General features: G+C 55.3%; 26 protein-coding genes. 14 read left to right on the top strand and 12 right to left on the bottom strand.

From position 1 onward, the window contains the following. Positions 1 to 3 precede the first annotated feature (3 nt). Both AB4N41_RS26635 and AB4N41_RS26630 read left to right on the top strand, forming a co-directional pair. Positions 4 to 1053, top strand: a complete 1050-nt coding sequence (locus AB4N41_RS26635) for an acyltransferase family protein (RefSeq protein ID WP_460138302.1) — start codon at positions 4 to 6, stop codon at positions 1051 to 1053. 112 nt (positions 1054 to 1165) lie between these two features. Beyond that, positions 1166 to 2296, top strand: a complete 1131-nt coding sequence (locus tag AB4N41_RS26630; protein ID WP_460138301.1) for an SGNH/GDSL hydrolase family protein — start codon at positions 1166 to 1168, stop codon at positions 2294 to 2296. Between the two features lie 99 nt (positions 2297 to 2395). On the opposite strand, the gene AB4N41_RS26625 is transcribed toward AB4N41_RS26630, so the two are convergent. Together AB4N41_RS26625 and galU are read right to left on the bottom strand one after the other, a co-directional pair. After that, positions 2396 to 2809, bottom strand: coding sequence for a mannose-1-phosphate guanylyltransferase (locus AB4N41_RS26625; protein ID WP_460138300.1), 414 nt, complete (start codon positions 2807 to 2809; stop codon positions 2396 to 2398). A 32-nt stretch (positions 2810 to 2841) separates the two neighbouring features. Continuing rightward, on the bottom strand, positions 2842 to 3675 hold the full coding sequence (gene galU, locus AB4N41_RS26620) for a UTP--glucose-1-phosphate uridylyltransferase GalU (RefSeq protein ID WP_056791458.1): 834 nt from the start codon (positions 3673 to 3675) through the stop codon (positions 2842 to 2844). A 387-nt stretch (positions 3676 to 4062) separates the two neighbouring features. On the opposite strand from galU, the gene galE reads away from it, so the two are divergent. From galE to AB4N41_RS26590, 6 genes are all read left to right on the top strand, one after another. Beyond that, on the top strand, positions 4063 to 5079 hold the full coding sequence (galE, locus tag AB4N41_RS26615; protein WP_016775458.1) for a UDP-glucose 4-epimerase GalE: 1017 nt from the start codon (positions 4063 to 4065) through the stop codon (positions 5077 to 5079). Positions 5080 to 5309: 230 nt separating this feature from the next. Beyond that, on the top strand, positions 5310 to 5546 hold the full coding sequence (locus AB4N41_RS26610) for a hypothetical protein (RefSeq protein WP_016775457.1): 237 nt from the start codon (positions 5310 to 5312) through the stop codon (positions 5544 to 5546). A 91-nt stretch (positions 5547 to 5637) separates the two neighbouring features. Beyond that, positions 5638 to 6753: a polysaccharide biosynthesis/export family protein gene (locus tag AB4N41_RS26605; RefSeq protein ID WP_177180896.1), complete on the top strand. Its 1116-nt coding sequence runs from the start codon at positions 5638 to 5640 to the stop codon at positions 6751 to 6753. A gap of 12 nt (positions 6754 to 6765) precedes the next feature. Next, positions 6766 to 7431 carry a YjbF family lipoprotein gene (locus tag AB4N41_RS26600; protein WP_024013610.1) on the top strand — a complete coding sequence of 222 codons (666 nt, stop codon included), beginning with the start codon at positions 6766 to 6768 and terminating at the stop codon, positions 7429 to 7431. Then, positions 7428 to 8189 carry a capsule biosynthesis GfcC family protein gene (locus AB4N41_RS26595; protein WP_460138299.1) on the top strand — a complete coding sequence of 254 codons (762 nt, stop codon included), beginning with the start codon at positions 7428 to 7430 and terminating at the stop codon, positions 8187 to 8189. Before AB4N41_RS26600 ends, AB4N41_RS26595 begins: the two co-directional genes overlap by 4 nt. Further along, positions 8186 to 10264 carry a YjbH domain-containing protein gene (locus AB4N41_RS26590; RefSeq protein ID WP_460138298.1) on the top strand — a complete coding sequence of 693 codons (2079 nt, stop codon included), beginning with the start codon at positions 8186 to 8188 and terminating at the stop codon, positions 10262 to 10264. The genes AB4N41_RS26595 and AB4N41_RS26590 overlap by 4 nt, the downstream gene beginning before the upstream one ends. A 323-nt stretch (positions 10265 to 10587) precedes the next feature. Here the strand turns inward: AB4N41_RS26590 and AB4N41_RS26585 are convergent, their stop codons facing one another. The 3 genes from AB4N41_RS26585 to AB4N41_RS26575 all read right to left on the bottom strand — a co-directional run bounded on the left by AB4N41_RS26585 (position 10588) and on the right by AB4N41_RS26575 (position 14050). Next, on the bottom strand, positions 10588 to 11982 hold the full coding sequence (locus tag AB4N41_RS26585; protein ID WP_252867993.1) for an undecaprenyl-phosphate glucose phosphotransferase: 1395 nt from the start codon (positions 11980 to 11982) through the stop codon (positions 10588 to 10590). Positions 11983 to 12372: 390 nt separating this feature from the next. After that, positions 12373 to 13032, bottom strand: coding sequence for a winged helix-turn-helix domain-containing protein (locus tag AB4N41_RS26580; protein WP_041477289.1), 660 nt, complete (start codon positions 13030 to 13032; stop codon positions 12373 to 12375). Between the two features lie 277 nt (positions 13033 to 13309). Then, positions 13310 to 14050 carry a winged helix-turn-helix domain-containing protein gene (locus AB4N41_RS26575; RefSeq protein WP_095182403.1) on the bottom strand — a complete coding sequence of 247 codons (741 nt, stop codon included), beginning with the start codon at positions 14048 to 14050 and terminating at the stop codon, positions 13310 to 13312. A 491-nt stretch (positions 14051 to 14541) separates the two neighbouring features. On the opposite strand from AB4N41_RS26575, the gene AB4N41_RS26570 reads away from it, so the two are divergent. Then, on the top strand, positions 14542 to 15375 hold the full coding sequence (locus tag AB4N41_RS26570) for an undecaprenyl-diphosphate phosphatase (RefSeq protein WP_252876642.1): 834 nt from the start codon (positions 14542 to 14544) through the stop codon (positions 15373 to 15375). Here the strand turns inward: AB4N41_RS26570 and AB4N41_RS26565 are convergent, their stop codons facing one another. Further along, complete coding sequence (locus AB4N41_RS26565) at positions 15376 to 15795, bottom strand: DUF2388 domain-containing protein (RefSeq protein WP_460138297.1); 420 nt, start codon at positions 15793 to 15795, stop codon at positions 15376 to 15378. Positions 15796 to 15822: 27 nt separating this feature from the next. Next, entirely contained in the window at positions 15823 to 16842 is a 1020-nt protein-coding gene (gene dusA, locus AB4N41_RS26560; RefSeq protein ID WP_460138296.1) for a tRNA dihydrouridine(20/20a) synthase DusA, read from the bottom strand. A gap of 102 nt (positions 16843 to 16944) precedes the next feature. On the opposite strand from dusA, the gene AB4N41_RS26555 reads away from it, so the two are divergent. From AB4N41_RS26555 to AB4N41_RS26535, 5 genes are all read left to right on the top strand, one after another. Further along, complete coding sequence (locus tag AB4N41_RS26555; RefSeq protein WP_460138295.1) at positions 16945 to 18042, top strand: site-specific integrase; 1098 nt, start codon at positions 16945 to 16947, stop codon at positions 18040 to 18042. Positions 18043 to 18234: 192 nt separating this feature from the next. Beyond that, positions 18235 to 19557 (top strand): ATP-binding protein, encoded by a 1323-nt coding sequence (locus AB4N41_RS26550; RefSeq protein ID WP_460138294.1) that lies wholly within the window; start codon positions 18235 to 18237, stop codon positions 19555 to 19557. After that, the gene (locus AB4N41_RS26545) at positions 19558 to 20205 is read left to right on the top strand and encodes an O-methyltransferase (protein ID WP_460138293.1); all 648 of its coding nucleotides are present in this window, start codon (positions 19558 to 19560) and stop codon (positions 20203 to 20205) included. Continuing rightward, a complete protein-coding gene (locus AB4N41_RS26540) occupies positions 20186 to 20512 on the top strand; it encodes an O-methyltransferase (protein ID WP_460138292.1) in 327 nt (108 codons plus the stop codon). Before AB4N41_RS26545 ends, AB4N41_RS26540 begins: the two co-directional genes overlap by 20 nt. A gap of 19 nt (positions 20513 to 20531) precedes the next feature. After that, positions 20532 to 21689 (top strand): DNA cytosine methyltransferase, encoded by a 1158-nt coding sequence (locus AB4N41_RS26535; protein ID WP_460138291.1) that lies wholly within the window; start codon positions 20532 to 20534, stop codon positions 21687 to 21689. A gap of 42 nt (positions 21690 to 21731) precedes the next feature. Here AB4N41_RS26535 and AB4N41_RS26530 read toward each other — a convergent pair whose 3' ends face one another. Genes AB4N41_RS26530 through AB4N41_RS26510 form a run of 5 tightly spaced genes read right to left on the bottom strand, consistent with a single transcriptional unit; the run spans position 21732 to position 24089 of the window. Then, positions 21732 to 21992: a pyocin activator PrtN family protein gene (locus tag AB4N41_RS26530; protein ID WP_460138290.1), complete on the bottom strand. Its 261-nt coding sequence runs from the start codon at positions 21990 to 21992 to the stop codon at positions 21732 to 21734. A 12-nt stretch (positions 21993 to 22004) separates the two neighbouring features. After that, complete coding sequence (locus AB4N41_RS26525; protein WP_460138289.1) at positions 22005 to 22760, bottom strand: DNA cytosine methyltransferase; 756 nt, start codon at positions 22758 to 22760, stop codon at positions 22005 to 22007. Further along, positions 22757 to 23008 carry a hypothetical protein gene (locus AB4N41_RS26520; protein WP_460138288.1) on the bottom strand — a complete coding sequence of 84 codons (252 nt, stop codon included), beginning with the start codon at positions 23006 to 23008 and terminating at the stop codon, positions 22757 to 22759. The genes AB4N41_RS26525 and AB4N41_RS26520 overlap by 4 nt, the downstream gene beginning before the upstream one ends. Beyond that, entirely contained in the window at positions 23005 to 23547 is a 543-nt protein-coding gene (locus AB4N41_RS26515) for a phosphohydrolase (RefSeq protein WP_460138287.1), read from the bottom strand. The genes AB4N41_RS26520 and AB4N41_RS26515 overlap by 4 nt, the downstream gene beginning before the upstream one ends. Next, complete coding sequence (locus AB4N41_RS26510) at positions 23544 to 24089, bottom strand: hypothetical protein (protein ID WP_460138286.1); 546 nt, start codon at positions 24087 to 24089, stop codon at positions 23544 to 23546. The genes AB4N41_RS26515 and AB4N41_RS26510 overlap by 4 nt, the downstream gene beginning before the upstream one ends. Positions 24090 to 24134 lie beyond the last annotated feature (45 nt).

The following is a 24134-nucleotide window of genomic DNA, read 5'->3' as shown; positions in this document are numbered from 1 at the left end:
TCTATGTCGAGCAAGAAAAAATCCCTGGAGATCGAAACCCTGCGCGGCCTGGCGTGCCTGCTGCTGGTGCTCTATCACGTCATCGGCCCGCTGGGCGGAGGCTTGAAGATCGACATCGGCTCGCCGTTCCGGGTCATCGCCGACTCGATGGTGTATGTGCGCATGCCGCTGTTCACCTTTATCTCCGGCTACATCTATTCGATCTACAAGATTCGCGGCAATGACTTTTCCGCCTTCTTCGCTGGCAAGGTGCGGCGGCTGATCGTGCCGCTGTTCTGCGTCGGCGTGCCGTTCTCGGTGCTGCAAGCGGTGGGTCCGGGGGTGAACAAGGACGTCGGCGTGATCGACGCGTTGTTGTCGTTCTGGATACCGATCAACCACTTCTGGTTCCTGCAGGCGGTGTTCAGCATTTTCATCTTCGTCGGCCTGCTGGAGTGGCGCGGCCTGCTGCGTTCAGCAACGCGGCTGTATGGCTTGTTTGCGTTTGCGGCCGTGTTGTTCCTGCTGCCGCCGTTGCCGCTGGATGCGTTCGGTATCAACGGTGCGATTTACCTGCTGCCGTTTTTTGTTGCGGGGATGATCGGTCAGGAAAATGTCGATGTTTTGAAGCAGCGTTTCAAAGTGATCGGGCCGCTATTGTTTGTGCTGATCTCGCTGACGTTGCTGTACGTCGCGGCGATTGATCGAGAGCTGATTGTCGATCGCCGCAGCCTGATTGGTTTGACGGTGGGTTGCGTGTCTTGCATTGCGTTGCTGTCGAGTGACATGCGTTCGAAAGCGCTGACCTGGCTGGGCGGGTACTCCTATGCGATTTTCCTCTTTCATGTGCTGTTCGCAGCGACCTCGCGGTTTGTCCTCGGGCGCCTGGGCGTAAAGGACGAGAGCTTGCTGGTGCTCGGTGGTCTGAGTTGTGGATTGCTCGGGCCGGTGCTGTTGGCGATGGTGTTCAGCCGGTTCAATTTCACCTCGTTGTTGTTCCTTGGCGAGCGTGCGGCGAAGCGGAAACCGTTGGCGCCCATCACCCCGGTGGTACAGACGCAATCCTCCCTGTAGGAGCTGACGAGTGAAACGAGGCTGCTCCTACAGTGCATCCGTGCAAGTCACACCATCCTTGTGGGAGCGAGCCTGCTCGCGAAGGGTTCATCCCGGACAAAGGAAATATTCAATGATGCCAGTAGACGCCCCTCAACCAGTCGCCACCTCGGCCATCACGGTAGACGATGCCCGCCAGCGCTTTGCGCAGTGGCGCGACGGCAAGACCGGCAAGGTGCTGGCGGTTTCGGTGATCGGCGACAGCTACACCGCCGGGCAGGATTTCTACCTGAACAAACTGGTGCAGCGAGTGGCCGCCGAGGTGGGTTTTGCCGGCCCCGGTTACGTCGGTTTCAACCACGGCGCGGCGCTGGGCGGCACGCACTTCAAATACACCCGCAGCAGCGACAAATACTTCGGTGGCGGCTGGAAGGTTTCCGACCTGGGCCAGGCCAGCCCGGACAGTCGCACGATCAGCGGCAAGCCGGGTGCCTGGGTGCAAGTCGATGCCAGCCCTTCGCCGCGCATCGATACCACGGTCACTCAGGCGAAACTGTTGTATCTGGCCAATGGCGAATCCGACGAGCTGCGCTATCGCTGGTCGCCCGCGCAAGCCTGGCAACCGTTGAAACTCGCAGGCTCAGGCGTTCAGGAAGTCGCGCTAGCGGGCGTTCCATCAGCCGCAGACTGGTCATTCAGACTGGAAGTGGTGAAGGGCGCGCCGACGCTGTTCGGCCTGTGGCTGGGTAACCATCAGCAGGGCGTGCGGGTGTCGAAACTGGCGGCTTCTGGCGCGGCATCGGCGGATTTCTATCACGCCGATCCACAGTGGCAGGCGCAGTGGAAAGCGGTGGTGTCGAAGATCCCGGCCGACGTGTACCTGATCATGCTCGGCGGCAACGATCAGGGCTTCGGCGTCAAACCTGCGCAGTACCTGCAGAACGTTCAGGGCCTGGTGACCATGCTGCGCGAGATCCAGCCAGCGGCGAGCATCAACCTGATCCTGCGTCAGGACACTACGCGCTCCAGCGCTTACCCGATGTCGGCCTATGCGCAGGTGCTCGAGCCGTGGGCGCGTGAGCAGCAGCTCGGTTTCGCCAACCTGCAATGCGCATTCGGCCCCGACGTCAAACGCTACGCCAGCGCGATGATCGGCCCGGACAGGATTCATCCGTTGCCGGCCACGGGCGGGAAGGTGATTGCCGATTATTTTTATGGCTGGATAACTGGTACGAGTACCGGTTGCGACGACTCGCCACCATGATCGTTCCCACGCGGAGCGTGGGAACGATCAATGCTAACTGTGCCGCCGCTTTCGCGAGCAGGCTCGCTCCCACAATGGATCGGCGTGACGCCCGGGTGATCAGGCGTCGTGCTTGAAGGCGTCGATGAGCCCCAGCAGTTCGTCAAGCTTGCGCGGCATCAACCGCGCATCACAGCGCGTCTCAACGTTAATGATGATCGCCGGGTCGTTGCAGCAGATGCGCACGCGAAAGCGCCAGTCGCTGAAGATCACTTTCAGGCCATCGCGGTCATCCATTTCCAGCGCCTGTTCGCCATACAACGCCTTCAGGTGCGCGAGTAGCGGATAGGGATCACGCAGCGGCCGGCGGATATCGCCGGACGCAGGAAACACACCGATCCGCTCCACCAGCAGAATCGTGCCCAGCCAGGTTTCGTTGGCGCTGGGCAGCGGTTGATGGCGCGACAACCAGCTCATCACCCCGAGGTTGCCCACCTCACGTTCAATCTCTGTCGAATATTGTGCAATGTTCATGGTTGCCTGCCTGTGGGGAGAGAAAAGCCGTCTCAGCGGCCCTTGAGGTACACGTTGTCGTAGCAGAAGTTGGTCGCCTGCAGATAACCCTCGGCATCGCCGCAGTCGAAGCGCAGGCCTTTGAATTTGTAGGCCAGCACGCAGCCGTTTTGCGCCTGTTTCATCAGTGCGTCGGTGATCTGGATTTCGCCGCCCTTGCCCGGTTGGGTGTCGGCGATCAGGTCGAAGATGTCCGGGGTGAGGATGTAGCGCCCGATGATCGCCAGGTTCGACGGCGCGTCCTGCGGCGCCGGTTTTTCCACCATGTTGTTGACCCGGTAGATGCCCTCGGAAATCAGCTCACCGGCAATCACGCCGTACTTGTGAGTCTGGTCGGCGGGGACTTCCTGAATGGCGACGATCGAGCAGCGAAACTTCCTGTACAGCTGGATCATCTGCGACAGCACGCCGTCGCCTTCGAGGTTCAGGCAGAGATCGTCGGCCAGCACCACGGCAAACGGCTCGTCGCCGATCAATGGGCGACCGCTGAGAATGGCGTGGCCCAGGCCTTTCATTTCCACCTGACGGGTGTAGGAGAAGGTGCAGGTGTCGATCAGCTCGCGGGTGCCGGCGAGGAATTTCTCTTTCTCGGTGCCGCGAATCTGGTGCTCGAGTTCGTAGCTGATGTCGAAGTGGTCTTCCAGCGCGCGCTTGCCCCGGCCGGTGACGATGGCCATGTGTTGCAGGCCGGCGTCCCGTGCTTCTTCAACGGCGTATTCGATCAACGGCTTGTTGACGATCGGCAGCATCTCTTTCGGCATGGCTTTGGTCGCCGGCAAGAAACGCGTGCCGTAACCGGCAGCGGGGAACAAACATTTACGAATCATAAAAGTATCCTGGACAGTCATGGAACACAGGCGACGGTTGCGCACCACAAAGTGGCGGCAAGTTTCAATGATTATTGAAGGCTTACTTTAATACCCGAGTCAGGTTGTTGCTGGCAATTAGTTGCGCTGTTAAAAAGCGCTAATGTTATGAGATGTCGACTACTTGGTTGTTAGTTATTTTTAGTCGGTATCTGTCGATAGTGATAAGTGTCCAGGGAGTGCTAATAAGTACCCGTCAAACAGTTTGATCGGCAAAAATAATTATTGCCAGTGGTTGAACTAAATTTGTTTGAGGTTGTTGTCGCCCTGTTTGTGTGAATTGCTCCGCATCTCCACCAGGCATGGCTTGACACGCTACCGGGTATTTATTCAATGACGGACCGCGCTATGAAGATTCTGGTAACGGGTGGTGCCGGCTATATCGGCTCGCATACCACACTTGCATTGCTTGAGGCAGGTTATGAAGTTGTCGTGCTGGATAATCTTTGTAACAGCAGCGACGCAGCACTTCACGCCGTTGAAGCCATTTGCGGCAAAAGTGCATGGATGATTCGCGGCGATGTTTGCGATCGGCCGCTGCTCGACCGGATTTTCCGCGAGCATCAGATTGATGCCGTGCTGCATTTCGCCGGGCTGAAAGCCGTGGGCGAGAGTGTGCGCAAGCCGCTCGAATACTACGAAACCAACGTCGGCGGCAGCATCACCCTGTGTCAGGCGATGGCAGCGGCGGGGGTGTTCCGGCTGGTGTTCAGTTCCTCGGCGACGGTGTACGGCGAGCCTGAAGAGATGCCGATTCGCGAGGATTTTCCGACGGGCAATCCGACCAATCCCTACGGCCAGTCCAAGCTGATCGTCGAGAACGTGCTGCGCGACCTGAGCCTCGCGGAGCCGCGCTGGAGCATCGCACTGCTGCGCTACTTCAACCCGATCGGCGCCCACGCCAGCGGGCACATGGGCGAAGACCCCAACGGCATCCCGAACAATCTGGTGCCGTATATCAGCCAGGTTGCGGTCGGCAGCCTGCGCGAGCTGTCGATCTTCGGTAACGATTACCCGACCGCCGATGGCACCGGCGTGCGCGATTACATTCATGTCGTCGATCTGGCGGATGGGCATTTGAAAGCGTTGCAGTCGATCAGCGAGCGCACCGGCATTCACACCTGGAACCTCGGCACCGGCGACGGCTACAGCGTGCTGCAGGTGCTACATGCCTTCGAACAGGCCTGCGGGCGGCCGGTGCCGTACCGGATGATGCCGCGCCGCGCCGGTGATATCGCTGAGAGTTTTGCCGATGCTTCGAAAGCGGCGAAAGAACTCGGCTGGAAAGCCACGCGCAACTTGCAGGACATGGTTGCCGACACTTGGCGCTGGCAATCGAATCATCCCAATGGTTATTCGCGATGATGGCCATTTAGTCCGATGTTAGTTTCAGTCAGGTTGTTAGATAACGTCGGGAAATTACACTGGCAATGCCTTTTGCAAGTCCGTAGATATAAACCTGCCGTTCGACTTTAGCAGTTGCACAGGACTGTGAAAGAACGACGGATCTTGTTCGCGCTCTTTGCGGACTTGAAAGCTACCAGCTCTGACACAGATCTGTTTTTTAACAGTTCGAATGTTAGAAAGGAGTTGTTATGAAAAAAGTGATGGCAGTTGCCCTGTTGACGATGTTGAGCAACTGGGCTGCCGCCGCTGAAGCACCGTTGACAGCGGTAACCAATGTAGGTGGCAGTGTGGCGGCTTCGCAAGCGCCCGCGGCCAGTACTGCAATGGTTGCCAGTGCTGTAGCGGCGTCCAACAGCGGTGGCAGTGCCAACGGCGGTACCACCGGTACGACGGGTACCACCGGTACAACCGGCACGCATAACTAACAGGAACATTTGTTAGTGCAGTACAGAGTCGCCCGACGCAAGTCGGGTGACTTTGTTTTTTGGATTCGCCCTTGAATAGCGTAGTGCCATTATGACTCGTAGTGTTTATCTTTTAATGTTGGCAAGTCTCGCTTTGCAAGGTTGCATGTTTTCCCCCGGCCAGTACCTGAGCACCAGCGATATCACCCGCCAGGGTGCCAGCGAAAGCAGTCGGGTCGAGCTGATTCCGATCACCCCGAAGCTGATCGCCATGAACCGCGCCACCCAGAAGCGTGAGTCGCTGCCGGCGGAGCTGCTGGTGACGCCGGCGGAATATCGCATCGGCAACAATGACGTGCTGTACATCACCGTCTGGGATCACCCGGAGCTGACTGCCCCCTCCGGCGCGCAACAACAGATTGATGCCAACGGCCGACTGGTGCGCTCCGATGGCACGCTATATTACCCGTTCATCAAGGAAGTCCAGGCCGCCGGCCGGACCATCCAGCAACTACGAGCGGACATCGAACAACGCCTGTCGGCATTCATCGCCGAGCCGCAGGTCGACGTTGCAGTATTGCGCTTCGCCAGTCAGAAAGTCGTGGTCACCGGCGCCGTCACGAAGGCTGGCCCGCAAGCGATTTCGACCAACCCGTTGAGCGTGGTCGAGGCCCTCGGTTCCGCCGGCATCGACACCAACAATGCTGACTTGTCCGGGCTGTTGCTGACGCGCAACGGGCGGGTCTATCCACTCAATCTCGACACGCTCAATCAGCAGGATTCCGAACTGCAGAACGTCTACCTCAAGGGCGGCGATCAGCTGTATCTGCCGTACAACGACAACAAGCGCATCTACGTCATGGGCGAGGTCAACCAGCCGCGCGCGCTGAGCTTCAAGACCGCAACCATGAACCTGTCCGACGTGCTCGGTTCAGTCGGTGGCCTGAGTCAGACCAGCTCCAACGGCAACGCGGTCTATGTCATTCGCGGTGTGGAAAACCTCGACGTCGAGCCGGCAAAGATTTATCAGCTCGAAGCCGAATCGCCGACCGCCATGGCGCTGGCCTCGCACTTTCAGGTGCGGCCGCAGGATGTCGTCTACGTCGGCCCGGCCAACGTTACGCGCTGGAACCGTTTCATCAGCCAGTTGGTGCCGTCGGCGTCGATTGTCGGCACCGGGGCTTCGGCAGCGAAGAACTGGAGCGAATACAGCAACAACAGCAAATAAGGCCGCCCGACTGTGAACCTATTGAAAGTGGGCGTCTGCCTGATGGCGGCCTCGTTGCTGTGCGGCTGCAACCCTCTGATGAGCGCGTCGCTGAACAACCTCAAGGCCGCCGTCGTCGGCCCCGACGAGGTTGATGTGACAGCGGCCGAAGTCGCCGGGGTCAACTACCCGCAACTGAAACTGACCACACCGTCCGGCTCAGGCGTGCTGGCGCTGGTGCGCGAGCGCGAAGACCTGCAATTCTGGGTCGCCTCCGGCAAGCAGGTGTTGCTGCTGCGCGATGGCCTCGCCGTGCGCAGCATCGGCCTCGGTCTGCAAGGTGATCTGGATGGCACACGGCTGGCCGATGATTCGCCGTTCAAGCACGGCCTGCATCACGTCGCCGACGGTTTCACCACACGGCGCTGGATCGATCTGTACAAGGGCCAGGAAGTCGGCGTGATCGTCAACAGCCGCTTTTCGCGCCGTTCCACCGAGACCCTGGAGATTCTCGACAAGGCTTACTCGGTGCTGCGCGTCGATGAACAGATCGACGCCCCAGCCATCGGCCTCAGCGCGACCAACCGTTACTGGGTCGACCCGCGCGACGGTTTCATTCTGCAAAGCGAACAACAACTGACCTCGCAACTGCGCGTGAAGCTGGTGCAATTGACTCCTGACCGCAGGCATCTGCCGTGAAGCGCTTAAGCCTAATCGCGGCGGGTCTTTTGCTGATCGCTGGGGCGAGTCAGGCCGCCGTCATCGTGTCCGGCGACGTCGCCAATCCCGGTCCGATCGCATTGCCGCCGGGCGGACGCCTGTTCGATGTGATCAGCGAAGCCGTGCCCAATGCCGAAGGCTATTGGCTGACGGGCGGCTTGTTGCGCCAGTCGCTGGTCGAGGAACAGACACGGCTCAAGGTCGGCGTGTTGTTCGATCTCGAGGTGCTGCAACGCATGGCGACGCTGTTTGATCGGCCAAGCCGCGCGGCATTGGCACAGCGCATTGCTGAAGAAGTCCGGCAAATGCCAGTGACCGGACGGCAGATCGCTGACCTCGATCCGGTGGCGGTGGAAGTCGGCTTCGCGCGCAACATTCGCCTGGATGACGGCGATCGGCTGATCTATCCGAAACGGGTTGATGAAGTGCAGGTGTTGGGCGCGGTCACCGAGCCGTGCCACCTGCCGTACCAGCCATTGCAGGAGGCCCGCGAATATCTCGAAGGCTGCTCGATTCTCGACGATGCCGAGGCCGATTACCTGTGGCTGATCCAGCCCAACGGCGTGTCGCGGCGCGTCGGCATCGCGCACTGGAATCGCGAGTCCGGGCAGTTTCCGGTGGCCGGCAGCAGGATTCTGGTGCCGATAAAAAATGATGATCTTGATCCGCCTCTTCCTGAATTGAATCAGCAGTTGGCCGAATTCATTGCCACGCAGCTGGCCGAGGTGGTTCGTTGAAGTTACGTTTTGCAGCTGTGTTGTTATTGCCCTGCGGTCTGGCTCACGCCGAGCCGCGCATCACCCAGAATGACTTCGGTGGCACCGGTCTGTTGCAGACGCCGACGGCGCGCATGGCCCCGGCCGGCGAGCTGAGCGTCAATGCCAACCGCACCGACCCGTACAGCCGCTACAGCGTGTCGTTGCAACCGCTGGACTGGCTAGAAGGTTCGTTTCGCTACACCGCGATCACCAACCGGCCGTACGGCTCGGAGGCCCTCAGCGGCAGCCAAAGCTACAAGGACAAGGCGGTCGACGCCAAGGTGCGCCTGTGGCAGGAAAGCCACTGGGCGCCGGAAGTGGCGCTGGGCTTTCGAGATATCGGTGGTACCGGTTTGTTCTCCAGCGAATTCTTCGTCGCCAACAAGCGCTTCGACAATTTCGACTTCAGCGCCGGCATTGCCTGGGGCTACATCGGTAATCGCGGCGACTTCGACAACCCGCTGGGCTACGTCAGCAATCGCTTCGATACGCGCCCGGCGCTGGAAGGCACCGGCGACGTCAACTCCGGCTCGTACTTTCGTGGCAAGCCTTCTCTGTTCGGTGGCGTGAGCTACCAGACGCCGTGGGATCGGCTGAGCCTGAAGCTGGAATTCGAAGGCAACGACTACAAGAACGAGCCGAAGGAGAACGAGATCAAACAGGACTCGCCGATCAACCTTGGCGCGGTGTTCAAGGTGACCGATTCGATCGATCTGAGCGCTGCCTGGGAACGGGGCAATACGGCGATGTTCGGCGTGACCTTTCACACCAATTTCGTCAGCCGCAAAGCGCCGGCCAAGACTTACGATCCGACCCCCGAACCGCTGCCGGCGAAGGCGCCGACGACCTCGATGGAACAGGTCAACTGGGCCGATGTGTCGCGGCGTTTGCAGCAGAACGCCGGGTACAAGGTCGAGCGCATCAGTCAGCGCGATTCCGAACTGATCGTCTACGGCGAGCAGCAGCGGTATTTCCATTCGTCCAAAGCCGTTGGCCGCGCGAGCCGGATTCTCGACAACAGCGTCAACGACGACATCGACTGGTTCACCGTGGTCAACAAGCGCTACGACCTGCCGCTGGAAGAAACCAGCCTGCCGCGCCAGACCTTCCGCGAAGTGATCAACAATGAAGAACCGTTGGAGTCGCTGCACCGCACTACCGAAATCAACCCGGCGATGCCGCACAACGAGAAAACCCTCTACACCGAAGCGCCGCAGCATTTCAGCTATGGCGTGGGTCTGGGCTTCAAGCAGAACGTCGGCGGCCCGGATGGTTTGCTCTATCAATTCAGTGCCGATGCGGACGCGGAATATCGCTTCAACCGCAACACTTGGTGGAGCGGTTTGCTCAGCGCCAACCTGGTCAACAACTTCGACAAATTCGTCTACGACGCGCCGAGCGGATTGCCCCGCGTGCGCACGGATTTGCGCCAGTACCTGACCACCTCAAACACGACCATGCCGTTGTTTCAGCTCAGCCATGCCGAGCAGTTGGATAAAGACCTGTACGGCATGGTGTACGGCGGCTATCTGGAATCGATGTTTGCCGGCGTCGGCGCGGAAGTGTTGTTCCGCCCGACCGGCGAGCGCTGGTCGCTGGGTGCGGATCTGAACTGGGTGCGCCAGCGTGATTTCGATCAGGGCTTTGCCTTGCGCGATTACTCAGTGGTGACCGGGCATATCACCGGCTATACCGATCTGCCGTTCGACACGCTGGCGGCGGTCAGTGTCGGTCGTTATCTGGCCGGGGATTGGGGCACGACCGTGGATATCTCGCGTGAGTTCTTCAATGGCGTGCGCGTCGGTGCCTGGGCAACCATCACCACGGCCAGCAGCGCGGAATATGGCGAAGGTAGTTTCGACAAGGGCCTGTACCTGTCGATCCCGTTCGACGAGATGATGAGCATGTCGACCATGCGCCGCGCCAACCTGGTCTGGGCGCCACTGACCCGAGATGGCGGCGCCAGACTGAGCCGCAGCTATCAACTGCACTCGATGACGGATAGCCGGGAAGGGGACATGTTCTATCGCAACTTCGAGAAGATTACCGAGTAGGCGCTGGTCTGTGGGAGCGAGCCTGCTCGCGAATGGTCCGGCACATCCAATATCTCCAGTGCCTGACACACCGCTTTCGCGAGCAGGCTCGCTCCCACAGTTGATCGGCGTCACGCCACACATCCAGGTCATCACCCGAATCCCTGTGGGAGCGAGCCTGCTCGCGATAGCTTCGTGTCAGCCGACATCGTCATTGACTGACCCACCGCCATCGCGAGCAGGCTCACTCCTACAAGGTTTGTGCCGGTAGTCGATACTGGTTACCAAAATCCCGCCCACAAAAAAGGGGACTTTCGTCCCCTTGTGATCTGCAGCGCTGAACCTCAGTAAATATCCTTCGACAACAACGTAAACGGCGTCTTCACCAGGATCTTCAGATCCAGCCACAACGACCAGCTGTTGATGTACTGCAGGTCGATCTCGACACGCTTCTGCATCTTGTCGATGGTGTCGGTCTCACCCCGGCAGCCGCTGATCTGTGCCAGGCCAGTGATGCCCGGTTTGATTCGGTGACGCGCCATGTAAGCGAGGATCTTGCCCGAGTAGTAATTGTTGTGCGCCACCGCATGCGGCCGTGGCCCCACCAGCGCCATGTGCCCCTGCAACACGTTGAACAACTGCGGCAACTCATCCAGCGAAGTACGGCGGATAAAACGACCTACTGCGGTAATGCGCGAGTCATTGCGGCTGGCCTGTTTCACTTCGCGGTCATCGTGGACACGCATCGAGCGGAATTTCCAGACCTTGATCACCTTGCCGTTCCAGCCATGGCGGTCCTGCTTGAAAAACACCGGGCCGGGCGAGTTGATTTTCACCGCCAGAGCGATGATCAACAGCAGCGGACTGAGCGCAATGATCGCCAGGAACGCCACGGTTTTCTCCACCAGACTCTTGCTCAGAGCAGCGGTCGGGCGGCTGGTCAGCGGGCTTTCGTTCAGGTAAATCGCCGGCAGGCCGTCCACGACTTTCACCGAGTGGTTGAGCAGGGTCAGGCTGTTCAAGTCCGGCACCCACACCACATCGACGTTGGCCCCGAGCAAATCGACATACATCGCTTCGATCTTCGCGGCTTCGCACAGGGGCAGGGTGATGTACAAACGACGGATGTCGTGGGCTTCGATCAGCTCAAGCAACTCGTCCTGAGCACCAACGACACGCGGTGCATCGGAGCCGAGAGCGGGCTTGTCTCCGTTGCTGACCAGCCCGATCAGCGGCAGGTTTTCCAGTTGGCTGAGTTTCTTCGCCAGGCCCAGCGCCAGTTCGCCGGTGCCGACAATCAGCGTCCGGTGTTCGCTTTTACGCGAACGCTGGTAGAACTTGGAAAACGCATGCAGCGGCGCGTAGAGGAACGCCTGACCGAGGAAGCCGTACACCGCCCAGCTCAGAATCACCTGACGGGAAAACAGCTCATCGGCCTGGCAGACAAAGGCGATGCACGCCAGCGCGGCCATGGTTATCGACCAACCCATGAACAGGCGGCCGAGGCCGGTCAGGTAGTTGTCGCGTTTGCGGTAAACACCCGTGAATGTGTAAGCGGGCACCGAGGCCAGGACGGCGAGGGTGGCGCACATTCGGTAGTAGAACGCGACGGTGCCGGTGTGCTGTTCAGCGAGGATGAACAGCAGCGTCACAACGAAAGCCTGTGCCAGCGCCCATTGGCCCCAAAAGGTCAGTCCCTTGAGGCCCGTGCTTCGATTAATACTGAGAGAAAGATCCATACGATATCCCCAAAAGACGTCCATTCAGGTTTCAACAGTTGAAAGCCGAGTTGTTATGCAGACTTATTGTTTTTGTTTTAGCGAGTGTCTTGAGGTAACAACATCGAGAGCCGAACTGTCGTCAGCCAATAGACTAAGTTATTGCCGGGAATGGTGTCTGACGAGTTCTAACAAGATGGCACAGTGCCAACTTTTTAATAATTAAATAGATGGCTGTTAGAAAAGGTCGTAGAGCGGGGGATGAAAAGGCGAGGGGGTATTTGTTACTGTTGCGGGGTGGAGGCAGGGAAGCTTTTATTGAATCAGGGAGGGAAAACCAGACAGAGTGCTCTTCTTGTTGTTGTAGTCGCACTTTATATCTGTTTGTCTCGGTTTTAGTGGCGCCGGTGATTACGCTACGACTTCCTGGATCAGGCAATATCCGCGATTTCTTACGGCACGGAACAATCGCTCGCCATTACTCGCACTCTTGAACTTGTCCTGCAACCGGCTCAGGCACATTTCCAGGCCACGGTATTGTTCCGGTTCCCGGCCAATACTGATGATCAGGTCATCACGACTGACCACACGCTCTTCATGGCTCAGCATTTTCCTCACCAGCGCGGTTTCCAGGCCAGTGAGGCTGATCGCAACATTGTCCTTGAGCAGCACGCCTTGTTCATCGTCAAGATGCCAGGTATCGCTGCAAGGCTCAGTGCTCTCGCTGACATTGGAGATATGAGCGCGTTCTGCACTGCGGGTCGGGAAGCTTTGAAACGGATTGTCTGTTTGCGCGGCTCGCCATTCATTTTCAAGAGTGGCCAGTATGCGTTGAGTATCATGTTCGATACTGCGCGCAACATTCTTTCGGCTGAGGCTTGGGTAACTGAACTCCATGACCATCGGGGCGGAAGAGGGCGAAGCAACACCTTCAACAAACATTTGTGCCTGCGACGTGCCAAACGAATTGAAACGCTCACTGGACAAGATGCTTTCCAGTTCACGTTGCGACGTTGTGCTGTGCGTCACAACAACAAAATATTTTCTGGGGAGGGTTGTACTCGTTTCCATGTCTCTCTCCTAAATACACACCAAAATTGGCTAAAAGATAAATCGGCAGGCGAGCAATGACTTCCTCGGAAGTAATCGTAGGCAGGGTTCTGGCCGAAAATGGCCATCGATAAATTCCACTCGATCTGCTGCTATGTTATGGAGTTTTATTGTTATGTGGCGTGATGCCGTGCTCATTCAAGTGCTTGAGTTTTAATAAGTATGAGGCGCAATTGAAACGATATGGCTGCATCAGACGATCCTTCGTACGTATGCAAAAGGGAAGACTGCCCGAGACTCAGGCAGTCGATATCAGGCCCCGCATCAGGCGATAGCCGTAGCCGCGGATGCTCTGAATCGCGTTTGTACCATACATGTCCTTGATTTTTCCACGCAAGCGACTGATTGATTTTTCCAGTGCCCGAGGATCGTAGAAATTGCTGTTGAGGCCCATGATGCTGGCGATTTCATCATGACTCAGAATGTGATTGCCGGTGTGCGCAAAGGCTTCGAGAATCTTCATTTCGGCGAAAGAGATATCGAGTTTGCGCCGACTGTCCATCAGGCAGATTCGCGTCGGATCAAGCGTGAGATTGATATCTCGTTGCCAGTCTTCGCTGTTGAAGAACTCCGCGAGCAAGTCTTCGCTGTCATCGCTCAATGTGTTGAGCTTGATACAGGCATCCGCCCCGGCGAGGAAATATTTGATCTTGTTGACGGCACCGCGGCCGGTGACAATTGCGCAAATAAGTGGCTTCAAGTTGTCATCGCGCAGGTTCTGCACCAGGGCCAGATTTTCTTCGATAGCTTGTGGATTATCGATGATGACGAAAATGGCGCGGTAGGAACCGATGTAACCGTGCTGCTTATATGAACTAGTGAAAGCACCTGTTTCCAGAGTCATATCGGGCTGCACGTGCTTTGCGATCAGCGATCTCAAATGATCAGCCACACCCAGTGTACGACCCAGCGCAAGAACACCGGATTCATCATTTGTCGGGCGCGGACTTCTCGTCGCCAAGTTCCCTGAGAGCATCATGCGTTGACTCGAATTAGGTGCTGACATCGGGATGTTAAAGCACCGGTTCTCATCTGTGACTGACAATTGGTAACATTTGCGCGGATTTTAGACGTGTCTCCCGAGTTTTCTAACAATAACTAAGCTTTTCAGGCTTTTAGTTGATTTTCTCGGGCTTGTGAACTAATGGATAAGTGATGGCTATATGCAATGGTGCCACTATTTTGAGCTTGTGACGATGGCGTTGTCTATGTCCTTTTGCCACTGATTGGCCATGTCAACAATGTGTGAGGTTGATCACACTTCATATCTGAACTGAAATATTTGTTGTAATAGATGTAAATTTTTTCCGTTTAGTTCGTCGGCCGACGATTACTAACAGCTCTTGAGTCTAACTCTGCATAAACCCTATTCTTCCGGATCGGCGAATCGCTGTATGCATTACTTCAGATACTCAACCCCTGAGTGTTATTGAACCGGTCGCTCACCCTGAGTGCTCTGACGGAGGATTAATGGATTTCTGGACCCTTTTCCAGGTATTGATATTAGGCGCGGTTGAAGGCCTGACCGAGTTTTTGCCCATCTCGAGTACCGGCCACCAGATTATTGTCGCCGACCTGCTCGAGTTTGGCGGCGAACGCGCGATGGCGTTCAACATCATTATTCAACTGGGGGCCATTCTTGCTGTGGTCTGGGAGTTTCGTCCGAAGATCTTCGATATCGTCAAAGGCCTGCCCACCGAGCGCAACGCGCAACGTTTCACCCTTAATCTGCTGATCGCGTTTTTCCCGGCCGTTATCCTCGGCGTGTTATTCGCCGACGCGATTCATGAATACCTGTTCAACCCGATCACCGTTGCCGTCGCCCTGGTTGTCGGCGGCATCGTCATGTTATGGGCCGAACAGCGCAGCCATGTAGTCAGCGTCGAACATGTCGACGACATGCGCTGGTCTCACGCGTTGAAGGTCGGTTTCGTACAGTGCCTGGCGATGATTCCCGGCACCTCACGCTCCGGCTCGACCATCATCGGCGGTCTGCTCTTCGGCTTGTCGCGCAAAGCCGCCACCGAGTTCTCGTTCTTCCTCGCCATGCCGACCATGGTCGGCGCCGCCGTTTATTCCGGCTACAAATACCGCGACCTGTTCCAACCCAACGACCTGCCAGTCTTCGCCCTCGGCTTCGTCACCGCCTTCATCTTCGCGATGATCGCAGTGCGTGGCCTGCTCAAATTTATCGCCAACCACAGCTATGCCGCGTTCGCCTGGTATCGGATCGCGTTTGGTTTGTTGATTCTGGCGACGTGGCTGTTTGGCTGGGTCAACTGGACCGCCGCAGCGGCCGCCTGATCACTGCGCGCTGATCAACGCCGCCACGGCGAGATCGTTTAACGTCGAATCCGACGACTCCTGACGAAAGCGCTGCAAGGCTGAGGTGAAATACGCGGCTTGCAGCATGCCGTCGCTGGCCAGATAGAGTCGCGCGTCTTCTTGCTCCTCGGCGGAGTAAACACGCTTGTGACTGTCGGTGGTTTCCTGGCTAGACGAAATAGGTGCGAGGATCAAAGACACCAAAGTGAAGCCGGAAAACTGCGTCACCTCCCACGGCGTATCGGTACGGCCCATGCAAAAACCATCGCAGTGCGCATAAACGTTGGAAGTGAAGCTGAACAAAGCGAGGAGGGTGAAACGCTTGAAACCTGAAAAAGTAAACGCGGGCATAAACGAAAGACATCCTGTCAGTACAACAAAACACCGGGCAACGCTCATGCATTGCCCGCACATTCAAAACTTCAATTAACGCCCTTCAAGCAACTCAGCCGCCTGATCCAGCAACGCCAGCGGATCCTTGGCCTTGTGAATATCCACCGACAACAGCTGCCGGAATTTCCGCGCCCCCGGAAACCCCGTGCCCAGGCCCAGCACATGCCGAGTGATGTGATGCATCGCGCCACCGGCCAGCAAATGCTCGGCTATATAAGGACGCAACTGCGCCAACGCCTCAGCCCGACTGATCACCGGCGCCGAACTGCCAAATAACTGCTGATCCACCTCCGCCAGCAAATACGGATTGTGATAAGCCTCACGCCCCAACATCACGCCATCGAACGTCTGCAGGTGCTCATGGCAGGCCTCCATGGTCTTGATCCCGCCATTCAGCACAATCTCCAGCTCCGGAAAATCCGCCTTCAGCTGCGCCGCGACGTCATAGCGCAACGGCGGAATGTCACGATTCTCCTTCGGCGACAACCCCTCCAGAATCGCAATCCGCGCATGCACGGTAAAACTCGTGCATCCGGCATCCCGCACAGTCCCGACGAAATCACACAGCTCGGCATAACTGTCCCGCCCGTTAATGCCGATCCGGTGCTTCACCGTCACCGGAATCGACACCGCATCACGCATCGCCTTCACACAATCCGCCACCAACTGCGGATGCCCCATCAGGCACGCGCCGATCATGTTGTTCTGCACACGATCACTCGGGCAGCCGACGTTAAGGTTCACCTCGTCGTAGCCGTGTTCCTCGGCCATGCGCGCGCAGGCGGCGAGATCCAACGGAACACTACCGCCGAGCTGCAAGGCGAGCGGGTGCTCGGCTTCGTTGTGGCGGAGGAAACGCTCGTGATCGCCGTTGAGCAACGCGCCAGTGGTGACCATTTCGGTGTAGAGCAGGGCGTTCTTCGACAGGAGGCGTAGGAAGAAACGGCAATGGCGGTCCGTCCAATCCATCATCGGGGCCACGCTGAAGCGGCGAGACGGCTCAGAGCGGGCTTGGCTAATGTTTACGGGCGCTTCAGGTTTTTCGAAATTCATTGGTACTGATCTTTTATACAGCGGTTTTTACCCATTTTTCCTTGTTTTTCGAAGTCCGTTGCTACAATGTAGCAAGTGAATTCGGCAATGTAGCAACTGGAAATGGGCACGATCACTTCACGCAAGCGCAAGGACAACTCGACGGCCTACACGGCGCAGATACGGATCAATCGGGATGGGCGCACAGTTTATCAGGAAAGCCAAACCTTCGACCGTAAGCAGGTCGCCCAGGCATGGATCAAGCGGCGTGAGACGGAGTTGGCCGAGCCTGGTGCAATCGAGCGAGCGAACCGCAAGGGTGTGACGATCAGAAAGATGATCGAGCAGTACTTGGACGAGTACGAAAAGATCCGGCCATTGGGTAAAACAAAGAACGCAACACTCAATGCGATCAAGGATACCTGGTTAGGTGATCTCGACGACTCGGCGCTGACCAGTCAGAAGCTGGTGGAGTTCGCACAATGGCGGATGAGCAAAGAGGGCGGCGGCGTTCAGGCGCAGACGGTCGGCAACGATCTATCGCACCTCGGTGCGGTGCTGTCCGTTGCGCGGCCGGCTTGGGGTTATGAGGTGGATCCGTTGGCAATGTCCGACGCGCGCAAGGTGTTACGCAAACTCGGCATGGTGAGCAAGAGCAAGGAGCGTAACCGTCGGCCGACGCTCGAGGAGTTGGACAAGCTTATGGCGCACTTCTTTGAAATGCAGCAGCGTCGCAAAGCCCAGATCGACATGCCGAAGGTAATCGCCTTTGCGCTTTTCTCGACGCGCCGGCAGGAAGAGATAACCCGGATCAGGTGGGATGATCTCGACGAGTCTCGGCAGTCTGTCCTGGTGCGCGATATGAAAAACCCCGGGCAGAAGATCGGCAACGACGTTTGGTGTCATCTGCCAGACGAGGCTTGGGCAATTCTCCAGAGCATGCCAAAGGTTGAGCGGGAGATATTCCCTTACAACGCGAAGTCGGTGTCGGCCTCATTCACTCGGGCATGTCCGATGCTTGGCATCGAGGATCTGCATTTTCATGACCTGCGACATGAAGGGGTTAGTCGGTTATTTGAGATGGACTGGGATATTCCGAGGGTTTCCAGCGTTTCAGGTCATAGGGATTGGAATTCGCTACGTAGGTACACCCACCTCCGGGGGCGTGGGAATCTCTACGCTGGATGGAATTGGCTAGACGTTCTTCGTGACTGCCATTAATGTCTGTAGACGCGAGCAGATTGCCATGCTTGGACGTGAGGTCGAGATTGGCCTTACCCAGTTATGAATCTGCCGAATTATGCTTGAGTTGTTGTGTTTAGTGAAAGGTATGTGTTTTTGGTTTGGATTTGTATAAATTTTTATTTATATAAAAAAATATAGTATATCTTCATAGAAGAAGTGGGAGGGTAAATGGCTCAGTGGACGGCAAAGGCAGATCCAACTAAAGAATTTTTTATTGATATGATTACTCGAGATATAGGTTTAGATGAGTGCATATTCGATTTGTTGGATAATAGTATTGATGGAGCTTCCCGAACCGCTGAGGCGAAAGGTGAGGCTGATTTAAGTGGCTATTACGTTAATATAGTGCTTAGGCCGGACTGCTTCAGTATTATTGATAACTGTGGTGGTATGAGTTTGCTTGATGCTACAGATTATGCGTTTCACTTTGGTCGGCGATCTGATGCTCCCAAGGATGCGAAGCAATCCATCGGTCTTTATGGCATCGGAATGAAGCGTGCTATCTTTAAGATAGGTAAGTCCATCGTAATACAAAGTAGTACGGAGGCTGCTCCTGAAGAGGCTTTTGAAGCTAAGATCGACGTTGATGCTTGGGCGCAAGAACCAGAGTGGGAGTTTGGGTTAGATCGAATTGATCGTCCCGATTTTATCGGAACTAAGATCACGGTAACAAATTTGAAAGAAAGTACTGCGTCAGAATTTTCTGATGATATTTTTATTTCAAATATCAGGCGCGGTTTGGGGCGCTATTACTCGTTTTTTTTGCAGGATGGTATAAGAATAGCAATTAATGGGGTTCAGATTGTTCAACATGTGTTCGGCGTCCGCTCCAGCGAAGCAATAGCACCTTTTTTTAATGAGTATACAGACGCGCAAACCGGGGTGAGTGTCAAAGTAATTTCGGGTTTGGCTGGTACTCCCCCGGATGACGCCGGTGATCCTAATAGTAGCTCTGTAGATTCCGGCGATTGGGGTTGGTATGTGGTTTGTAATAAGCGAATAGTGCTCGCTGGTGATAAGACTGATAAGACTGTATGGGGCGGTGCCTTTCCGTCCTGGCACTCACAGTACAATGGCTTCATGGGGTTGATTTTTTTTACAGCCGAGGATCCAAAACTTCTTCCTTGGACCACAACGAAGAGACAGATCGATGAAACTCTTCCGGTCTTCAGAAGAGCTACGACCGTGATGAGAGACGCGACAAGGCATTATGTTACTTATACAAACTCTCGCAAAGCCAATCTCGAAGAGGCGAAGGTTATTGAGGAGCGAGCGGTAGTCAGATCAATTTCTGAATTTCGTGCAGTCACCCCGATGAAGCTTCCGACATTTTCTGAGACCCCTAAAATCGCAATGGGAACCGTTTCGTATCAGCAGCCACGTACGACGCTTGATCGAGTCGCGCGTCAGTTGGGTAATAGTCAAATGTCACTCAAGCAGATAGGGTTAAAGACATTTGAATATTATGTTGAGAATGAGGTGGGCGAATAAATGGCGTCTTTCGAGGCAATAAATTATTCAGTTAGACCCAATAAGTGTGTTGAGCGGAAAATAATTTTTGAGTCTTTAAGTAGATTGTCGTTAGCGTTTAATTTTTCCGATTATCATTATGTCGGTATGGGTTCTATGTGGTTTGTCGATTTTGTTATGGCGCACAAATACTTGGCCATAAAAAATCTGACCTCGTTTGAACTCGCTGAGTACCATCCTCGTGCGCAATTCAACCGGCCGTATAAAAATATAAAAGTAATCGCCGGGCCTGCTGCTGATGGAATAGCTGATTTTGATTGGGCGAAACCAGCAATAGTGTGGCTAGACTACGACTCTGGAGCTGATAACCCAGCGGTTTTCGATGACAGTGCGGACTTGGCGGCGCGCATATCATTTGATTCGATATTAATGGTCACTGTTAATGCTCATCTTGGAACAATTCCGAAGCTTGATGAGCATGGCAAGGAAGTTACTAAACATGAAAGCCTGAGGTTGATGTTGAAGGATGCAGCGCCTAGCAAGGAAGAATTTCCTCATATCAACGCTAAAAAATTCCCTTCAGTGCTGGCCACTTGCTTGATCAGGCATATCGAGCGTGCGCATAGGCGTTCAGGGAGGGGGGAGATTTGTGCCATTTTTGAACTTTAAGTATACCGACAATGCGCCCATGATTACTGTTGGTGGTATGTTTGTGAACGAACAGTCTGAAGAAAAGCTATTGAATGATCCCCACTTCAAGACTTCCGAATATTTCGGTGAAGAGTTGTATGAGATAAGTATTCCTCCGCTCACGCATAGAGAGAGAATGGCGCTTGATGCTCTTCTACCCTCCGATGCAAGTCTGACGCAAGCGGAAGTAAAAAAGGTTCTCGGTTTCACTCTGCGTCAAGATCAACTAGACGGTTATTCAAAGTTTTACAAACTTTATCCAACCTATGGAGAGCTAACGCTTTAAAAAATGGCGGGAAAACGCTATGATAGGAAATTTGGGCGATACTATGATGCAAGGCCAGCCAACCATTGTTGATCTTTTCTGCGGATGCGGCGGCTTTGGGCTAGGTGCAGAGTTAGCAGGCTTTAAAGTCTTGGCTGCAGTGGATGTTGATCCTAACCTCCAATCTGCATATCGCCTGAATTTTCCAAATGTGAAGGCAGTGTTAGCCGATATCTCTCTCCTGACCAAAGACTTTTGGAAGGAGACTATTGGCAATATCAAACCAGATGGTGTTATCGGTGGGCCACCCTGCCAAGGCTTCAGCCGCATTGGCTTGCGTCAACCTGAGGATCCTCGTAACAATCTAGTGATGCACTTTTTCAAACAAGTAAATATTCTACAGCCAAAGTTTTTCGTTATGGAAAACGTTGAGGGTATATTGGACTCGCAAAACAAATCTACATTGGAACTTGCGATTGCGTCTGTTGATAAAAGATATACTGTTGTAGGGCCATTTAAAGTCAATGCACTAGATTGCGGTGCAGCAACATCAAGAAAACGAGTAGTGGTAGTAGGCTATGATTCAAATTGTATGTCTTTGCCTGATATATCGTCGCTGATGAAGCCTGATGTCAAATCCACCACTGTAAGAGAGGCGATCAGTGATTTGCCCTCCCCTTGCTCGCTCGGTAATTCTCTTGTCGTGGGTGGTTTCAGGTGGGTTAAAGCGACTAGCGATGATGTTTCTGACTACGCGTCAAATTTAAAGTTAGCGCCTCTCAATGGGTTAGGCTCAAGTATTTCAGTTGAAATGCTTGCCAATGGATACGTTTCTGGTGTTTTGGGTACTAAGCATACTCCTGCAGTTGTAGAGCGTTTCGCGGCTACGCCTCCTGGTAAAATCGAGGCTGTGAGCCGTTATCCCCGTTTATCTTGGGATGGATATTGCCCTACTCTTCGTGCAGGTACTGGAAGCGATAAGGGGAGCTTTCAGGCTATGAGACCCATTCATCCCTTAGAGTCTCGCGTTATTACTGTCCGGGAAGCAGCGAGGCTCCAAGGCTTTCCAGATTGGTTTTTATTTCACCCGACGATTTGGCATTCATTTCGTATGATTGGTAATAGCGTCTCGCCAGTCATGTCAAAATATCTTTTGGATATTTTGTCTGAATCAATTCTTAGAAAAATGGCTGCTTAGTTAGAACAAGGGCTGGTTTCTCCAGCCCTTGACTGTTTGGTCTCATCTCATTAATTTTTTTTGCTCTGTGGCTGCTTTCTCACGTTGTCTATCTATGTACTCTGCTAAGTCTTTCAGATGAATTCCCAGTGCGGCTTTTTGACTGGTTGCACCTAGTCTTACAATTGGTATGTCTATCTCACCCGACAAGCACTTGAGTTTAAATTTTTCGACAGTTAAAGACATATAATCGGCGCAAACGCGGCTGAGTGGTATCACCGCTTGGCCATCGTACTGCGCCATAAGTAAAAAAAGTGTGTTCATGCGACCACCTTATTAGCTTGTCTTGGAGAGCAATTCGAATGCTGCCGTTGCCACGAGTGGAACTTGTCCATTGCCAATGGACTTAAGTCGGTCCACCCGATGGGCCACCCCATCAGCCACTCGGCCCATTCCGGGTTCAGATGACCACCATCCAGTGCCATCACGGCGTGATCTAGGCGATCGTTCGAACGGTCGGCCCCGGATCGGCGAGTCAGTGCGGCACGGGAGGATCCCTTTGCCATGCTCGCCACGGGTGTTGGCCATCGTCTGAAGGGTGTCTTCTGCGATGAGCCAGATCCGGTCACGCTGATGAGGGGCGCCGAGGTCTGCCGCTCCGATAACACCCCATCGCGCGTCATACCCCATTTCGGCAAGGTCACCGAGCACCACGGCAAGTCCTCTTCCCACAAGCAATGGTGAGTTCTCCAGTTCGACGTAGCGCGGTCGTACCTCATCGGTAATTCGTGCCATCTGCCGCCACAGTCCTGAGCGGGCGCCGGTGATACCGAGGCCGTTGCCTGCGACCGAGATGTCCTGACAAGCAAATCCTCCCGAAACCACGTCAACAAGGCCTCGCCAAGGGCGTCCGTCAAAACTGCACACGTCAGACCAAATCGGGAAAGGCGGGAGCAGTCCATCGGTTTGTCGTTGCGCCAGAATCTGTGCGGCGTAGGCATCACGCTCAACGGCGCAGACGGTGCGCCAGCTGAGGAGGTGGCCGCCGAGTATTCCGCCACCAGCGCCTGCGAAAAGAGCCAGCTCATTCACATGGCCTCCAGTGAAGGACGCTTATACCCCTGAACAAGCTGCGCGGGCTGGCGATTCTGAGCGATTAGCGTTGCACTGAGGGTGGCTGCCTCGCGCAGCTTTTCGTGGGGTATAAGCGCCTCGGTGCTGCTGGAAGGAGCAATAATGCTTGCTGCTACGCAACAGCTGTTTTTTACACGCGTGGCGATACCGTCATTGTTGCGGAGCAAAGCGGCCTGGGTATGGGTGATGTTCTGTGGGACCTTCATGCCGCTTTCCTCCGAAGTTCGATAGTTAGTTGATCCATCAAGTGCTGGTGGTAATTGAGTTGAGCTTCTGCAGCAGGCCAGGGACGGATGGTTTCGACTGAAGGTTCGATGCCGATAAGACATTCACGGATAACCGGGGCTGTTGGCATGAGATCTCGGTATTCGGTGGCCATCGTAACGAGGCTTGCCTCGTATACGCATTCGGGAGTCTCAAGGGAAAGGCTGAAGCGCTCGCAAATACGTTGCCAAATAACATCTTCAAAATGCTGTTGGAGGAACATCCATATCTTGGGGTGTTCGTTGATGACGGGCACATACGCGTCGGTGGCGGCATAAAGTAGGGCTGCGAGTCTGTGTTCTTCCGGCACCATGGCGGCAACGATGCAGCTGTGCTGGGCAACACTGTAGAACTCGCGGGCTTGGCCATCGAAGTGGCACACATGGGCGAGTGCGTGAGAGATGTCGTTCGGATCAATCATGATGGTGTCGGGTTTGAACAGTTCGAACCGTTTGCCGGTGGAAGTCAGAATCTCGCTCATGCGGCATCGCCTAAAGCTGTATGCATTGCGGTGGCGATTGCTTGGTGGTCTTGTTGGAAAAAAACGGCAGCCTTCTCCGCATCGTCCGTGCTGAGAGCAATACGAAGAGGCATTACCTCAACCTCTGCATTGCCTGTGATTTCAGCGGGTCTCAGTAATTCGGCCATGGCAAGCGCCTGGTCGAGCAGGGCGCGGGTTTCTCGTTCGAGTTTTTTCCCCGTGCGGAAGGCGGCGAACGTATCGGCGGCAATGCGGAGCTTTTCGGCGATATCGAACAGCGTCTGGCGTTCGGTATTGCCGAACTTCAACGCTTGCTGAAGGCGTTTGCTGACTTGCGCCAAATGGGCGTGGTCGGCGTTGATGAATTCGAGGGAGGCTCTTAGCTCGCGAATGGTCTTGGCGCTTTCGGCGCGCAGGATGTCGTCGCTATGTTTCATGCCAGCGGACATGCCGTCGGTACGGCCCATGATGTAGCCGGCCCAGACTAATAGTCCGGCCAGAATGATTAGGGCGATGAGTGCGCAGATTTGAATTGCAGTCATTTGGTTTGCTCCTGGTTCAGGGTCGGACTGGTGGTGGCAGTCCTT

The sequence above is a fragment of the Pseudomonas sp. S2_A10 genome (assembly GCF_054668465.1).
This window is presented reverse-complemented; position numbering and strand designations above follow the sequence as displayed.

Coding starts and splice junctions, on each gene's coding strand:
- AB4N41_RS26570 (WP_252876642.1), top strand. CDS start 14,542: ATGGATTTCTGGACCCTTTTCCAGGTATTGATATTAGGCGCGGTTGAA.
- AB4N41_RS26550 (WP_460138294.1), top strand. CDS start 18,235: ATGGCTCAGTGGACGGCAAAGGCAGATCCAACTAAAGAATTTTTTATT.
- AB4N41_RS26535 (WP_460138291.1), top strand. CDS start 20,532: ATGATAGGAAATTTGGGCGATACTATGATGCAAGGCCAGCCAACCATT.
- AB4N41_RS26635 (WP_460138302.1), top strand. CDS start 4: ATGTCGAGCAAGAAAAAATCCCTGGAGATCGAAACCCTGCGCGGCCTG.
- dusA (WP_460138296.1), bottom strand. CDS start 16,842: ATGAATTTCGAAAAACCTGAAGCGCCCGTAAACATTAGCCAAGCCCGC.
- AB4N41_RS26605 (WP_177180896.1), top strand. CDS start 5,638: ATGACTCGTAGTGTTTATCTTTTAATGTTGGCAAGTCTCGCTTTGCAA.
- AB4N41_RS26565 (WP_460138297.1), bottom strand. CDS start 15,795: ATGAGCGTTGCCCGGTGTTTTGTTGTACTGACAGGATGTCTTTCGTTT.
- AB4N41_RS26510 (WP_460138286.1), bottom strand. CDS start 24,089: ATGACTGCAATTCAAATCTGCGCACTCATCGCCCTAATCATTCTGGCC.
- galE (WP_016775458.1), top strand. CDS start 4,063: ATGAAGATTCTGGTAACGGGTGGTGCCGGCTATATCGGCTCGCATACC.
- AB4N41_RS26580 (WP_041477289.1), bottom strand. CDS start 13,032: ATGGAAACGAGTACAACCCTCCCCAGAAAATATTTTGTTGTTGTGACG.
- galU (WP_056791458.1), bottom strand. CDS start 3,675: ATGATTCGTAAATGTTTGTTCCCCGCTGCCGGTTACGGCACGCGTTTC.
- AB4N41_RS26575 (WP_095182403.1), bottom strand. CDS start 14,050: ATGATGCTCTCAGGGAACTTGGCGACGAGAAGTCCGCGCCCGACAAAT.
- AB4N41_RS26530 (WP_460138290.1), bottom strand. CDS start 21,992: ATGAACACACTTTTTTTACTTATGGCGCAGTACGATGGCCAAGCGGTG.
- AB4N41_RS26545 (WP_460138293.1), top strand. CDS start 19,558: ATGGCGTCTTTCGAGGCAATAAATTATTCAGTTAGACCCAATAAGTGT.
- AB4N41_RS26520 (WP_460138288.1), bottom strand. CDS start 23,008: ATGAAGGTCCCACAGAACATCACCCATACCCAGGCCGCTTTGCTCCGC.
- AB4N41_RS26610 (WP_016775457.1), top strand. CDS start 5,310: ATGAAAAAAGTGATGGCAGTTGCCCTGTTGACGATGTTGAGCAACTGG.
- AB4N41_RS26585 (WP_252867993.1), bottom strand. CDS start 11,982: ATGGATCTTTCTCTCAGTATTAATCGAAGCACGGGCCTCAAGGGACTG.
- AB4N41_RS26515 (WP_460138287.1), bottom strand. CDS start 23,547: ATGAGCGAGATTCTGACTTCCACCGGCAAACGGTTCGAACTGTTCAAA.
- AB4N41_RS26555 (WP_460138295.1), top strand. CDS start 16,945: ATGGGCACGATCACTTCACGCAAGCGCAAGGACAACTCGACGGCCTAC.
- AB4N41_RS26625 (WP_460138300.1), bottom strand. CDS start 2,809: ATGAACATTGCACAATATTCGACAGAGATTGAACGTGAGGTGGGCAAC.
- AB4N41_RS26630 (WP_460138301.1), top strand. CDS start 1,166: ATGATGCCAGTAGACGCCCCTCAACCAGTCGCCACCTCGGCCATCACG.